This window comes from Amycolatopsis sp. NPDC102522 (genome assembly GCF_055584485.1).
Map to the genome: position 1 here is coordinate 170178 of NZ_JBVJLY010000007.1, position 13898 is coordinate 184075.

Consider the following 13898-nt stretch of genomic DNA (forward strand, 5'->3'; position numbering starts at 1 on the left):
CGTTGTAGGTTGAGCATTGTGCAACGCGGTACGCCCGCCTTCATCGGCGGTGGCGGATCCGCTCGCGGCACGGGCGCGGGGCCGCGAGCTGCACCGATGGGCTTCCGCAAGGATACCCGTCGAAGCCGGATTCACCCCCGGTGCAGGGCCGGAGCCGTCCCCCGATCGGTTCCGGCCCTCCCTTTATTCCCGGCCATTCCGTAATGCTCTGATCCCAGATGTTATTGCGTTTCGCCATTCCCTCTAAAGAGTGGGCGAGACGCTTCTCGGATGCGGAACGTCACCGTTCACACCACCCGGAGAAGGCCTTCTTGCACGACGGTGGCGATGTGCGTTCCATCCGCGGCGAAGAACCGGCCGGTGGCCAGACCACGGGCACCCGACGCCGTCGGCGACGCGCTGTCGTAGAGGAACCACTCGTCGGCCCGGAACGGGCGGTGGAACCAGAGCGCGTGGTCGAGGCTCGCGCCGATCACCTTGTCGAGATCCCAGTAGACGCCGTGGCGCGCGAGGACCGAGTCCAGCAGCGTCATGTCGGAGGCGTAGGTCAGGACGCAGACGTGCAGGAGCTGCTGGTCCGGGAGCTTGCCGTCGGCCCGCATCCAGACCTGGTTGCGGGCGGGGAGCTCACCGGACTTCCGGGTCACCCACGGCGGATCGTTGACGTACCGCAGGTCGATCGGGCGCGGCCGGTCGTGATGGCCGATGAAGTAGCCCTCGGCCCGCTCCTGCAGCGTCGGAAGCGACTCGGGGTCCGGGACGTCCGGCATGCCCTCGGAGTGCTCGATGCCGCCTTCGTCCTTCTGGAACGACGCGGACAGGGAGAAGATCGCCTTGCCGTGCTGGATGCCCACGACGCGGCGGGTGGTGAACGAGCGGCCGTCGCGGATGCGATCGACCTCGTAGACGATCGGGACACTCGGGTCGCCGCCGCGGATGAAGTACGCGTGCAGCGAGTGGACCCTCCGCTCCTCGGGCACGGTGCGGCCGGCGGCGACCAGCGCCTGCCCCGCGACCTGCCCGCCGAACACCCGCACCGGCGAATGCGCCGGCGAGACGCCGCGGAAGATGTTCTCCTCGATCTTCTCCAAGTCCAGCAGCGCGACCAGCCTGTCGAGCACCGGCTGACCGCCCACTCCCCCGGCGTTGTCGAAACCGGCCGCGGCTTCCCTGGCCATCTCAGTCATGCCCTGAACTTTAGGCCGTAAGGGTGCCGGAAGCCTGCGCGAGGCGGGGCGTTTGTCGCGAAGGCCACCTTCGGGACGTCTCGGACGCAATGAAGGGGACTTTCATCGCAAATTTTGCGATGAAAGTCCCCTTCATCGCACAGCCGCGAGGGCAGCGCGAGGTGACCGACGTCAGGCGTGGTCGTCCTCGCCGAGGCGGTGCACCCGGATGAGGTTGGTCGAGCCGACGGTCCCGGGCGGGGAGCCGGCGACGATGACCACCAGGTCACCCTTGGCGTACTTGCCCATTTCGAGCATCGCGTGGTCGACCTGCTGGATCATCTGGTCGGTCGAGCCCACCTTCGGCACGATCCGCGTCGTGGTGCCCCAGGTCATCGCGAGCTGGCTGCGGACGCTCTCCTCCGGGGTGAACGCCAGCAGCGGCAGCCGCGTGTGCAGCCGCGCGAGCCGCCGGACGGTGTCACCGGACTGGGTGAAGGCGACCAGCGCCTTGGCGTTCAGCCGCTCGCCGATGTCGCGGGCCGCATAGGAGATCACGCCACGCTTAGTGCGCGGGACGTGCGACAGCGGCGGCACGACCGGGGAGTCGGTCTCGACGGCCTCGATGATCCGGCCCATGGTCTGGACGACTTCGATGGCGTAGCGGCCGACACTGGTCTCGCCCGAGAGCATGAGGGCGTCCGCGCCGTCGAGCACCGCGTTGGCGACGTCCGAGGCCTCCGCGCGCGTCGGGCGGGAGCTGTTGATCATCGACTCGAGCATCTGCGTCGCGACGATGACCGGCTTCGCGTTCTCGCGGGCGATCTGGATGGTGCGCTTCTGCACCAGCGGGACCTGCTCCAGCGGGAGTTCCACGCCCAGGTCACCACGAGCGATCATCACCGCGTCGAAGGCCAGCACGATGGCTTCGAGGTTGTAGACCGCTTCGGGCTTCTCGATCTTCGCGACCACCGGAAGGCGGCCCTTGCCCACGCGGTCCATCACCTGGTGGACCAGGTCGATGTCGGCGGGCGAGCGGACGAACGACAGCGCGATGAAGTCCACGCCCAGTTCGAGCGCGAACTCGAGGTCTTCGATGTCCTTTTCGGACATCGCGGGCACGGAGACGTCCATACCCGGCAGGGAAACACCCTTGTTGTTGCTGACGGGGCCGCCTTCGGTGACCTCGCAGACGACGTCGGGGCCCTCGACCTGCTTGACCACGAGGCCGACCTTGCCGTCGTCCACCAGGAGACGGTCGCCGGGCTTCGCGTCGTCGGCGAGTCCCTTGTAGGTGGTCGAGACGCGGTCGTGCGTGCCCGCGACGTCCTCGACGGTGATGCGCACGATGTCGCCGTTGTGCCACTCGACCGGACCGCCCGCGAAGGTGCCGAGACGGATCTTCGGCCCCTGAAGGTCGGCGAGGATGCCCACCGCGCGGCCGGATTCGGCGGCGGCGGTACGGATGAGGTCGTAGACCTGCTTGTGGTCGCTGTGCGTCCCGTGGCTGAAGTTCATCCTCGCGACGTCCATCCCGGCGTCGACGAGTTGCCGCATCTTCTCCGGCGTAGCGGTCGCGGGGCCCAGGGTACAAACGATCTTCGCGCGTCGGCTCACGTTCGCACAGCGTAGTCCCTCAACGGTGTTACGTCTTTACCGATACCGAAAGTTCAAGAAAAGTGTCAGTTGACCTGGGCGACGGCAACCACCGAACCGGTTTCGCCGGTTATCGGCGCGGCTTCTCGCTCGGCCCGACACGGTCCCGCGCCCACTCGTTGAACGCGCGGACCTGCCGCCACGCCTTCCGCACCCTGTCGAGCGCGCCACGTTCGTGCAGGACGTCGTCCGGCTCCCAACCACGGACCGCGTACACCGAGCGATACCTCAGCAGGTCGATGCGGGGGTGGTCCTCGGCGAACCCGCGCGGCTTCGACTTGAGCCTGTCCCCGTTGATCTCCCAGCCCGCTTTCTCCAGCTTCGCGAGGAGCTTGGCGAGCTCGGCGCCGCGCAGTTCGGTGTCGACGGCCTTGCGGAAGCGGGCGAGCTGATCGGACTCGAAGTGGAAGCAGCCGCCGCCGACGCGCAACCCGGCCGGGCCGACCTCGACGTAGTACGCGCCGCCGCCGCGGCCTTGCTCGATCACCGCGCCGCAATGGGTCTTGTACGGCGTCTTGTCCTTGGCGAACCGGACGTCGCGGTACGGGCGGAAGACCTTGCCCTCGCCGAAACCGTCGCCGAACTCCGGGACCAGCTCCGCGAGCAGCGCCTCCATCGGCGCCCGGACGTCGGCCTTGTAGGTGGCGAGGTTCGCGTCCCAGTAGGACTTGGAGTTGTCGGCCTCGAGACCGTCGTAGAAGTCGATGGCGTACTCGCCGAAACCCTCGAAACCCATGCGGTGACCGTAATCCTCACCACCGACATGTACATGAAGGCCCCCTTCCTGTACCTAGGCGCAAGGAAGGGGGCCTTCATGTACATGCAGAGGAGTTACTTGGCCAGAGCGGTGATCAGCTCGCCGTCGGCCGTGTCACCGGAGAGCTCCCAGAAGAAGGCGCCGCCGAGACCCTGGTTCTTGGCGTAGGTGACCTTCCCGCCGATGGTCGCCGGGGTGTCGTAGCTCCACCAGTCGCTGCCGCACTTGGCGTAGGCGGTGCCCGCGACGGTGCCCGTGGGCGGGCAAGTGGTCTTCAGGACCTTGTAGTCCTGGATGCCCGGCTCGGTGCCCGCCGCCGGACCGGTCGCGGTGCCGCCCGGGGCCTCCTGGGTGACGCCGGTCCAGCCGCGACCGTAGAAACCGATACCCAGCAGCAGCTTGTCCGCCGCGACACCCTTGCTCTTCAGCTTCTGGATCGCCCCGTCGGAGTGGAAACCGGCGGTCGGGATGCCCGCGTAGTCGTTCAGCGGCGAATGCGGGGCCGTCGGGCCCTGCGCGGCCCAGGCACCGAAGTAGTCGTAGGTCATGACGTTGTACCAGTCGAAGTACTGCGACGCGCCGCCGTAGTCCGCGGCGTCGATCTTGCCGCCGTCGGTGCCGTCCGCGGTGATCGCGGCGGTGACCAGCTTCGAGCCGAACTTCTCCCGCAAAGCCTGCGCGAGGTTCTTGATCGCGGCCGCGCCGCTGGTGTCACAGGAGAGGCCGCAGGCGTTCGGGTACTCCCAGTCGATGTCGATGCCGTCGAAGACCCCGGCCCAGCGCGGGTCGTTGACCAGGTTGTAGCAGGACTCGGCGAACTTGGCGGGGTTCTTCGCCGCCTCGCCGAAGCCGCCGGACCAGGTCCAGCCGCCGAAGGACCACAGCACCTTGAGGTTCGGGTGCTTGGCCTTGAGCTTCTTCAGCTGGTTGAAGTTCCCGCGCAGCGCGCCGTTGTCCCAGCTGTCGGCGACGCCGTCGACACTGCCGGCGGCGTCGTAGAACTTGCTGGTCGCCGCTTCGGCGTCACCGAGGGCGCAGCCACCGTTCGTCACGTTGCCGAACGAGTAGTTGATATGGGTCAGCTTGCTCGCCGAACCCGACGTCTCGATGTTCTTCACATGGTAGTTCCGCTGGTAGACGCCCCATTCGGCGAAGTAACCGAGAACCTTGCCGACCGAAGCGTCCTGCGCTTCGGGCTCGGCGGCCGCCTGCTGCGACGGTGCGGCGACGGCCAGCGCGCCCAGCGCGACGGCCGCGGCACCCACGATCGCGGTGAGCCTGCTCAAACGGGACATGCGTTCTCCCTTCGACGTCACCACCGGTGACGAAAGGACTGCGGCGTGACACGCACAAGCTAAGTGGACTAGACCACTCCGTCAATGGTTCAGACCAAGACTTTCGGATGGACATTTTCGAACATTCCTTGACGGAAATATGCCGCACGAGGCACATTTCCCGGATGATGCAGACTTTCGAGATCCTCGCCGAGCCGCGGCGGAGGACCATCCTCGACCTCCTCCGCGACGGCGAACGGTCGGTCAACGAGCTGGTCGAGGTCCTCGAACTGAGCCAACCGGCCGTATCGAAACACCTGCGTGTCCTACGCGAGGCGGGTCTGGTCACCGTCCGGGTCGCCGCTCAGCGCCGCTGCTACCGGCTCCGCCCGGAGCCGCTCGCGGAGGTCGACGCCTGGCTCGCGCCGTACCGCCGGTTCTGGGAGGGGCGGATCGACGCACTCGAACGGCACCTGGACGAGCCAGTTGGTGAATAGGTACCGGCTCAGGTCACCGGTTCGAACGTGATGCCGGTGTCGGCGGCGCGGCGCGTCCCCCAGTCGTAGAGCGCTTCGAGTGCGGGGCGTAACCGCTCGCCGTCCTCGGTGAGCCGGTACTCGACGTGCGGCACCCGACCTTCCAGGCTCTCGCGGAGCACAAGGCCGTCCGCCTCCAGTTCGCGCAGGTGCTGGGTCAGCATCTTCTCGCTGACGTCCGGCATCCGGCGCCGCAGTTCGCCGTACCGGTGCACCCCTTCCTTGAGATGCGACAGGATCACCGGCTTCCACTTGCCGCCGAGGACGTCGACGGCCAGTTCGACCGCGCAGCGGTACCGCTTCATCACCACTCCCGTTGGCACGCACCGAAAAGTAAGCGGTTGCCGCCGGATGGGCGGTGGTGTTGCCTTGCCTGACCGGGGGAATCACCGCGCTGGGAGGACATTACGTGACCGAGACGCCGACGTTGTACGAATGGGCGGGCGGGCTGGACGCCCTGCGGCGGCTGACCGCCGTCTTCTACGGGCACGTCCTGAAGGACCCGTTGCTGGAGCCGGTCTTCCGCGACATGGACCCCGGCCACCCCGAACACGTCGCGATCTGGCTCGCCGAGGTGTTCGGCGGCCCGGAGACCTACAGCCACGACCACGGCGGGCACCGGCACATGGTCGGGCGGCACCTCGGCAGGGCCATCACCGAAGAACAGCGCCGCCGCTGGGTGAACCTGCTCTTCGACGCCGCCGACGAGGCCGGGCTCCCGGCCGACCCCGAGTTCCGTTCCGCGTTCGCCGCGTACGTCGAATGGGGCAGCAGGCTCGCGGTGATGTTCTCCCAGCCCGGCCGCGAGGTCACCGTTCCCGAGCCGATGCCGAAGTGGGACTGGGGCAACCGGCCGCCCTGGCAGCCGCCGTCCGACTGACGGCGTCCATAGTGGAGCGGTCGTGAAAGGAGGCCGCCGTGATCCGGGTGGACGGCCGGACCCTGCGCTGCGCGGACGTCGTGACCGCCGCGGCCACCGAGGGACCGCTGGGCATTGACGTTTCGATCGCCGCGCTGCGCGGCGCCGAAAGCGCGTGGAAACTCGCCGAGGAGCTGAGCACGCGCCGGATCGTCTACGGCCGCACCACCGGCGTCGGCGCCAACAAGGAGGACCCGGTCGGCGAGGGCGAGTCGCCCGATCACGGCCTGCGGCTGCTGCGCAGTCACGCGGGCGGCAGCGGCGACGTCATGTCGCCCGGCCAGACCAGGGCGATGATGCTGATCCGGCTCAACCAGCTGCTGGCGGGCCGCGCCGGGCTCAGCCCCGAGCTGATCGGGGCGCTGGCCACCGCGGTGCGGACCGGGGCGCTGCCGCTGGTGCACCGGCTCGGCGCGATCGGCACCGGCGACCTCGCGCCGCTCGCCGAAACCGCGCTCGCCCTCACCGGGGAACGGCCCTGGCTCTCGGGCGAGGTGCCGCCGGTGCCGGTGCAGGCCGGTGACGCGCTCGCGTTCATGAGCAGCAACGCCGCGACGCTGGCCGAAGCGACTCTCGCTGCGATGCGGCTCGACACGCTGACGCGGGCGAGTCACGTCGTCGCGGCGCTGACCTACATCGCGCTCGACGGGAACCCGGAGGCGTACGCGACCCCGGTGCACGAGGCGCGTCCGCACGCCGGGCAGGTCGCCTGCGCGGCGGAGATGCGGCGGCTGCTCGGGATGGAGGGCACGCCCAAACCCGGCAGGCGGATCCAGGACCCGTTCGGGCTCCGCGCGTTCCCGCAGGTGCAGGGGCCCGCGCTGGACGCGATCCACTACCTGCGCGACGTGCTCGCGGTGGAGATCAATGCCAGCACCGAGAACCCGATGATCTCGACGGCGCACCAGGACGCCTACCACCACGCGCATTTCCACACCGCGTACGTCTCGACCGCGCTCGACCAGGTGCGCGCGACCGTCCACCAGGTCGCCGAGCTGTCGGTGGCGCGGCTGGGCGACCTGGTGGAACCGGAGTTCACCGGGCTGCGGCCGTTCCTCGCGGCCGGGCCGTCGGGCAGTTCGGGCGTGATGATCCTGGAGTACGTCGCCCACGACGCGCTCACCGAACTGCGGCAGGCCGCGCTCCCGGCGACGCTGGGCACCGCCGTCGTCTCACGCGGGATCGAGGACCACGCGAGCTTCTCCACGCAGGCCGCGCGGGCGGCGACCGCGGCGGGGGCGGCGTACCAGCAGGTGCTGGCGTGCGAGCTGGTCGCGGCCGTCCGGGCCCTGCGGATGCGGAAGGCCGAACTCGTCGCCCTGCCCGCGCGGGACGCCTACGAGACCGCCGCGGCCGTGCTCGACCCGAGCGTCGAGGACCGGCCGCTCACCGAGGACATCGCGCGCGCCGGGTCGCTCCTGGACACCCTCGCCCGCATTTAGTCCTCTGGATGCGGGCAACTACCGCGTCCAGAGGACGAAACGCGGGAAGGATGTCGAGAACGGCGACGCGGCTTCGTCCCTGGGCCGGAAGCACCCACAGCGAGGAGATCAGCATGAGCATCCAGCGGATGGACCACGTCGGCGTCATCGTCAGCGACCTCACGGCCGCCATCGCGTTCTTCGTCGACTTCGGTCTCGAACTGGAGGGCCGGATGACGATGGAGAACGAACTGGCGGACCGCATCACCGCGGTCGACAAGGCCAAGTCGGAGGTCGCGATGGTCCGCGTCCCCGGTGGTCAAGGATGCCTCGAACTCATCCAGTACCTCGCGCCCGAAGCTCACGCCGGCGACTCGCACGCTCCGGCCAACACCCTGGGCCTGCGCCACCTCGCCTTCCAGGTCGACGACGTCGAGGCCGTCCTCGACCGCGTGCGGCCGCACGGCGCCGAACTAGTCGGCGAGGTCGTGAACTTCGAGGACAGCTTCCGGCTCTGCTACCTCCGCGGCCCCGACGGGATCATCATCGAACTCGCCGAGAAGCTCGGCTGATCAGCAACAGCAACCCCGGCGGGCGAGGGACCGGAGCCGGGCGTCCGTCGCCGGGGCGGGCCGGTTCGCGGCGGTCTCGACGGCGTCGAGCATCCGGCGTCGCGCCGTCTTGTCGAGGACGCGGCCGCGGGTGATCACCAGGTCGATCTTCGCGACGTTGCGGATGTCGGCGGCCGGGTTCGCGTCCAGCAGCACGAGGTCCGCCTCCTTCCCCGCCGCGATCGTGCCCGACGTCGCTTCCCTGCCGAGGAACTTCGCCGCGTCGCCCGTGACGGTCTTCAGCGCGTGCACCGGCGAGAGCCCGGCCTCGACCAGGAAGGCGAGCTCCTCGTGCAGCCCGCTGCCGGGGAAGGTGTACGGGTTGAGGCAGTCGGTGCCGCCGACGATCCCGACACCCGCTTCGTGCGCGACCCCGACCAACCGCAGCGTCTCCTGGTAGTACCGCTCTTGCAGGACGATCTCCGCCGGCGTCTTCGGCGCGAACCGCTCGATGCCCACGACCCAGCTCTCCCGGATGTCGGCGGGCAGGTATTTCAGCCGCGCGTCCTTCTTGTGGGTCTCGGCGGGCTGTGTGACGACCCGGTTGATCGTGAGGGTCGGTGAATGCCAGGTGCCGTTACGCCGCAGCCTGCCGAAGTAGGCCCGCGCGGCGCCGGGGCTGTACGTGGTCACCGACTCGAACTCCAGTTGCCGCGCCAGGTTGAAGAAGGTTCGCGGTGCCGCGGGGTCGTAGGGCGTCGCCTTCAGCCGGGCGAGGATCTCGTCGCGCCGCGAGGAGCAATGGACCGAGACGCCGAAGAAGTGCTCGAAACTGTGCTGGCCGAGGTCGCTCGCCTCGAAGTGGGAAACCTTGTACGGCCAGTGCCCGGAGAACCGCAGCCCCCGGTCACGGGTCTCGTCCGCGACCGCGCGCAGCGCCTCGGGACCGAGGTACGAGTAGACCTTGACGAATTCGGCGCCCGCTTCCGCCTCCGCGCGGACGACGGCGCGCGCCTCTGCTTCGGTCGACACCTGGAGCGGCGGCGGGCTCAGGAGCGTGACCGGCCCGTCGACGATCCCGCTCCCCAGCACGATGCGCGGTCCGAGCAGTTCACCGCGCTCGATCTTGTCCCTGGTCACGCGGTTCTCCGCGTAGCCCCACATCTCGCGGGCGCCCGTGACACCGTGGGCCAGGTGCAGCGGCGGGACGATCTCTTCGAGGTCCGCGCCGTGGGTGTGCATGTCCCAGAGGCCCGGGATGAGGTACTTGCCGCGGCCGTCGATCACCCGCGCGCCCCCGGTTTCCGGGACCTGACCGGAGCCGCCGACCCAGGCGATCCTGTCGCCGACGAGCACGACCGACACGTCGCGCCGCGGCGCCGAACCCGTGCCGTCGATCAGCGTGACATGGGCGATGACGACGATCTCACCCGTGGCCGCGGCGGCCGTACCGGGCAGCAGCCCGGCGAGCGCCACCCCGGTCCCGCTCGCGGCCAGCCATCTCAGGAACTCGCGCCTGCTGGATCCCGCTCCCGCCATGAGAACCCCCACCCTTCCACCCAGATCCCCCGGGTGGCCGATTCAACTCGCCGCGAGGGCGGGGCCGCAAGGAAAGCGAAGGCCCCTTACCCGAGCTCAGCACAAAGTAAGGGGCCTTCTCCTGAAACGCGGCTCAGCCGAAGAAGACCTCGGCCTCTTCGTACCGCTCAGCCGGGACGGTCTTCAGTTCGGCGGTCGCTTCGGAGAGCTTGACGCGGACGATGTCCGTGCCCCGCAACGCCACCATCACGCCGAAGTCGCCGTCGGCCACGGCGTCCACCGCGTTGAGACCGAACCGGGTGGCGAGCACGCGGTCGTACGCGGTCGGGGTGCCGCCGCGCTGGACGTGCCCGAGCACGACCGCACGGGACTCCTTGCCGGTGCGGGCGGCGATCTCGTCGGCCAGCCAGGTGCCGATGCCACCGAGCCGGACGTGCCCGAAGGCGTCCTTCTCGCCGGTCAGCAGCCTCTCCTCGCCGCCCTCGGGCAGCGCGCCCTCGGCGACCACGATGATCGGCGCGTACTCCTTCTCGAAGCGGCGCTCGACCCACGAAACGACCTGGTCGACGTTGAAGTGCCGCTCCGGCACCAGGATCACGCTCGCGCCGCCGGCGAGGCCGGAGTGCAGCGCGATCCAGCCCGCGTGCCGTCCCATGACCTCGACGACCAGGGCACGGTGGTGCGACTCGGCCGTGGTGTGCAGCCTGTCGATCGCCTCGGTGGCGATCGAGACGGCCGTGTCGAAGCCGAAGGTGTAGTCGGTGGCCCCGAGGTCGTTGTCGATCGTCTTGGGCACCCCGACGACGCCGATGCCGTCGTCCGTGAGCCGCTTCGCGACACCGAGGGTGTCCTCGCCGCCGATCGCGATCAGCGCGTCGACCTGCTGCTCGGCGAGCACGGCCTTGATCTTGTCGACGCCGCCGTCGACCTTGTACGGGTTGGTCCGCGACGAACGCAGGATCGTGCCACCGCGGGTGAGGATGTCCTCGACGTCGTTCAGCCCGAGCGGGCGGCTGTCCCCGGTGAGGGGACCGTTCCAGCCGTTGCGGAACCCGACGATGTCCCAGCCGTGCACCTCGATGCCCTTGCGCACCACACCGCGGATCACCGCGTTGAGCCCCGGGCAGTCCCCACCGCCGGTCAGCACACCGACACGCATCAGAAGCCTCCGTCTTTGTGTTCCGTAGAGATGACAGTCACATGTCCCGACGCCAGCGTAGCGGCAGTTCTCTGGATCGGTGCAGGGCGGACCACCTCGGGAATCGGTACACGTGAGGCGATGTGCTAGCTTGGCGTCGTGCAGCGCTATTTCTGGTTTACGAAGCCGGCCCCGGGTGGGCACGGCGGCGTGAACCTGCGCTGACCAGACCACCCCGAGCCGGAATCACACCGGCTCGGCGAGTTCCCGCGGGTCGGTATCCCTTTCGAAAGGAACCAGACCCGCGATGTCTCCCTCCGCTGACACCCTGATCGCCCTCGACGGGCACCGCACGGCGGCCATCAACCCGCTGCTGTCGCCCGCGATGCTGCGGCACGAACATCCGATGACGGCGGAAACCGCCGATACCGTCCTAGCCGGGCGGGCCTCGGCCGTCGACATCCTCGACGGCCGGGACGACCGGCTCCTCGTCGTCGTCGGGCCCTGCTCGGTGCACGACGCGGACGCCGCGCTCGACTACGCCCGCCGCCTCGCCGCCAAGGCCGAAGAACACCGCCGCGACCTGCACATCGTCATGCGCGTCTACTTCGAGAAGCCGCGGACCACGCTCGGCTGGAAGGGCCTGATCAACGACCCCGGCCTCGATGGCACGTACGAGGTCAACCACGGCCTCCGGATGGCGCGCAAACTGCTGCTCGACATCTCCGCGCTCGGCCTCCCGGTCGGCTGCGAATTCCTCGACCCGATCACCCCGCAGTTCATCTCCGACACCGTGACCTGGGGTTCCATCGGCGCGCGGACCGCGGCGAGCCAGGTGCACCGGCAGCTGTGCAGCGCGCTGTCGATGCCGGTGGGGATCAAGAACTCGACCGAGGGCGACGTCCAGGTGGCCGTCGACGCCACCCGCGCGGCCGGCGCGAGCCACGTGTTCGCCGGCATCAACCCCGACGGGCTCGCCGCGCTGATCACCACCGCGGGGAACGAGGACTGCCACGTGATCCTGCGCGGCAGCTCCGCCGGTCCGAACTACGACCCCGCGACGGTGGCCGACACCCTGGCGCGGCTGGCGAAGTCGGGGCTGCCGGAGCGCGTGATCATCGACGCGAGCCACGGCAACAGCGCGAAGGACCACGTGCGCCAGGCTTCGGTCGTGCGGGAACTCGCCGGGCGGATCGGTGCCGGTGAGCGGGGCATCGCGGGGCTGATGCTGGAGAGCTTCCTGGTGGCGGGGCGCCAGGACCTGACGCTGGGCTCGGCGGCTTCGCTGACCTACGGGCAGTCGATCACGGACGCCTGCCTGGGGTGGGAGACGACGGCGGAACTGCTGGACACCCTCGCCGAGGCGGTCAACTCACGGCGGTGAGCCGTGGCGGGTGTCATGAACGCTGGGCCTGGTTTGCAAGTCTGTGAAGGACTCCTTGGGGGACCCAGGGTCCCTCAAGTTCCCCTCACTCGCCCGGACCAGCACCTCCAGCCTCAGCAACCCCACGGATCCCGGCGACAGCGCGTGAAGGCCCCTCCCCCAAGTACGTGAAGGACCCCTTCATTGCGCTAGGCGCAATGAAGGGGTCCTTCACGTACTTCCGCTTTTAGAGGACGAACCGTCGAGGAGGAGTCGCCTACCGGTGCCAATAGGACTCGATGATTCCCCACCGCTGGAAGTTGTGCCGCGCGTCCGCCAGCGCGTCGTGCTGGTCGTCCGGGGCCGCGGGAAGCTTCGGCTTGCCCGCGTCCTCCCAGCGTTGCCGCAGGTCACGCGTGAACCGCGGCAGCTGGCGCGGCAGCGCGGGCATCGGCCCCCACAGCTGCGCCAGCGCGACGTGGTCGTAGGCGGCGAACCAGGCCCACAGTTCGATCCCGCCGGGCGGCTTGCCGAAGAACTCGAGCAGATCCGTGCGGATCTTCTCGCGGCTGCGCCACGCCGGGTCGGCGGGCGACGGGAGTTTCGGGAGCACGTTGTCGCGCACCCAGGGACCGGCCTTACCGGGGTCGAAATCTGTCGAGACCGCGTAGAACTCGCGGCCTCTTTCGTCCACGACACCGATCGACACCAGATCGATGGTCACGCCGTCCTCAATGAATTCGGTGTCGTAGAAAAAGCGCACCGGAGAACCCTAGTGGTGCCTCAGCCGACCTTGGTGTCCGGGATACGGGCGACGTCCTGGGCGGACGGCTGCGCGGGCACCTTCGGGCGGATTCCCGCCTCTTCGGCGGCGAGCAGTTCCTTCGCCTTGGCGGCGTAGATGTCGACGTACTCCTGGCCCGAGAGCTCCATGAGCGCGTACATGATCTCGTCGGTGATGGACCGCTCGATGAAGCGGTCGCCGGCGAGGCCCTCGTAGCGCGAGAAGTCGAGCGGCTTGCCGAACCGGATCTCGAGGCGGCGCGGCCACCACATCTTCGAGCCGATCGGGTTCACCTTGTCGGTGCCGACCATGGCCACCGGGACCACCAGGCCGCCGGAGTCGAGCGCGATCCGCGCGACACCGGTCTTGCCCTTGTACAGGCGGCCGTCCGGGGAGCGGGTGCCCTCGGGGTAGATGCCGAGCAGATGCCCTTCGCGGACCAGGCGGGTCGCGGTGTCGAGCGCGGCCTGCGCCGCGTTGCCGCCGGAGCGGTCGATCGGGAACTGGCCGACGCCGGTGAAGAACCACTTCTTCAGCAGGCCCTTGAGGCCCTTCTCGGTGAAATACTCCGACTTGGCCGGGAAGGTCACCTTGCGCTTGACCCGCAGCGGCATGAAGAAGGAATCGGCCACCGCCAGGTGGTTGCCCGCGAGGATCACGCCGCCGTCGTCGGGGATGTTCTCCGCGCCGACCACCTTGGTAGGCCACAGCGCCTTGAGCAGTGGCCCGATAAACACGTGTTTCATGAGCCAGTACAGCACTGCGAAAACTCCTCCTAGCAGCTCAACCCCTGT

Annotated in this window: 14 protein-coding genes; 5 read left to right on the forward strand and 9 right to left on the reverse strand. The window is 69.0% G+C overall.

What is annotated here, in order from left to right:
* Positions 1-287 precede the first annotated feature (287 nt).
* From ACZ6YV_RS19160 to ACZ6YV_RS19175, 4 genes are all read right to left on the reverse strand, one after another.
* Positions 288-1187, reverse strand: coding sequence for an acyl-CoA thioesterase (locus ACZ6YV_RS19160; protein ID WP_465510864.1), 900 nt, complete (start codon positions 1185-1187; stop codon positions 288-290).
* 171 nt (positions 1188-1358) lie between these two features.
* A complete protein-coding gene (gene pyk / locus ACZ6YV_RS19165; RefSeq protein ID WP_465510865.1) occupies positions 1359-2783 on the reverse strand; it encodes a pyruvate kinase in 1425 nt (474 codons plus the stop codon).
* 109 nt (positions 2784-2892) lie between these two features.
* Positions 2893-3558: a DUF2461 domain-containing protein gene (locus ACZ6YV_RS19170; protein WP_465510866.1), complete on the reverse strand. Its 666-nt coding sequence runs from the start codon at positions 3556-3558 to the stop codon at positions 2893-2895.
* A 95-nt stretch (positions 3559-3653) separates the two neighbouring features.
* The gene (locus tag ACZ6YV_RS19175) at positions 3654-4874 is read right to left on the reverse strand and encodes a glycoside hydrolase family 18 protein (RefSeq protein ID WP_465510867.1); all 1221 of its coding nucleotides are present in this window, start codon (positions 4872-4874) and stop codon (positions 3654-3656) included.
* Between the two features lie 164 nt (positions 4875-5038).
* On the opposite strand from ACZ6YV_RS19175, the gene ACZ6YV_RS19180 reads away from it, so the two are divergent.
* Positions 5039-5350 carry an ArsR/SmtB family transcription factor gene (locus ACZ6YV_RS19180; protein WP_465510868.1) on the forward strand — a complete coding sequence of 104 codons (312 nt, stop codon included), beginning with the start codon at positions 5039-5041 and terminating at the stop codon, positions 5348-5350.
* Positions 5351-5358: 8 nt separating this feature from the next.
* On the opposite strand, the gene ACZ6YV_RS19185 is transcribed toward ACZ6YV_RS19180, so the two are convergent.
* On the reverse strand, positions 5359-5694 hold the full coding sequence (locus tag ACZ6YV_RS19185) for a winged helix-turn-helix transcriptional regulator (protein ID WP_465510869.1): 336 nt from the start codon (positions 5692-5694) through the stop codon (positions 5359-5361).
* Between the two features lie 104 nt (positions 5695-5798).
* On the opposite strand from ACZ6YV_RS19185, the gene ACZ6YV_RS19190 reads away from it, so the two are divergent.
* The 3 genes from ACZ6YV_RS19190 (at position 5799) to ACZ6YV_RS19200 (ending at position 8301) form a co-directional block, all read left to right on the forward strand.
* The gene (locus tag ACZ6YV_RS19190) at positions 5799-6269 is read left to right on the forward strand and encodes a group II truncated hemoglobin (RefSeq protein WP_465510870.1); all 471 of its coding nucleotides are present in this window, start codon (positions 5799-5801) and stop codon (positions 6267-6269) included.
* A 38-nt stretch (positions 6270-6307) separates the two neighbouring features.
* Positions 6308-7750, forward strand: coding sequence for an aromatic amino acid ammonia-lyase (locus ACZ6YV_RS19195; protein WP_465510871.1), 1443 nt, complete (start codon positions 6308-6310; stop codon positions 7748-7750).
* A gap of 113 nt (positions 7751-7863) precedes the next feature.
* Positions 7864-8301: a VOC family protein gene (locus tag ACZ6YV_RS19200; protein ID WP_465510872.1), complete on the forward strand. Its 438-nt coding sequence runs from the start codon at positions 7864-7866 to the stop codon at positions 8299-8301.
* Here the strand turns inward: ACZ6YV_RS19200 and ACZ6YV_RS19205 are convergent, their stop codons facing one another.
* Both ACZ6YV_RS19205 and ACZ6YV_RS19210 read right to left on the reverse strand, forming a co-directional pair.
* Positions 8302-9819 (reverse strand): amidohydrolase family protein, encoded by a 1518-nt coding sequence (locus ACZ6YV_RS19205; protein ID WP_465510873.1) that lies wholly within the window; start codon positions 9817-9819, stop codon positions 8302-8304.
* A gap of 133 nt (positions 9820-9952) precedes the next feature.
* Positions 9953-10978, reverse strand: coding sequence for a 6-phosphofructokinase (locus ACZ6YV_RS19210; protein WP_378240521.1), 1026 nt, complete (start codon positions 10976-10978; stop codon positions 9953-9955).
* A 286-nt stretch (positions 10979-11264) separates the two neighbouring features.
* Between ACZ6YV_RS19210 and ACZ6YV_RS19215 the strand changes: the two genes are divergently transcribed.
* On the forward strand, positions 11265-12341 hold the full coding sequence (locus tag ACZ6YV_RS19215; protein WP_465510874.1) for a 3-deoxy-7-phosphoheptulonate synthase: 1077 nt from the start codon (positions 11265-11267) through the stop codon (positions 12339-12341).
* Positions 12342-12597: 256 nt separating this feature from the next.
* Here the strand turns inward: ACZ6YV_RS19215 and ACZ6YV_RS19220 are convergent, their stop codons facing one another.
* Both ACZ6YV_RS19220 and ACZ6YV_RS19225 read right to left on the reverse strand, forming a co-directional pair.
* On the reverse strand, positions 12598-13083 hold the full coding sequence (locus ACZ6YV_RS19220) for a polyadenylate-specific 3'-exoribonuclease AS (RefSeq protein WP_093938026.1): 486 nt from the start codon (positions 13081-13083) through the stop codon (positions 12598-12600).
* A 20-nt stretch (positions 13084-13103) separates the two neighbouring features.
* Positions 13104-13865: a lysophospholipid acyltransferase family protein gene (locus ACZ6YV_RS19225; RefSeq protein ID WP_076154653.1), complete on the reverse strand. Its 762-nt coding sequence runs from the start codon at positions 13863-13865 to the stop codon at positions 13104-13106.
* Positions 13866-13898 lie beyond the last annotated feature (33 nt).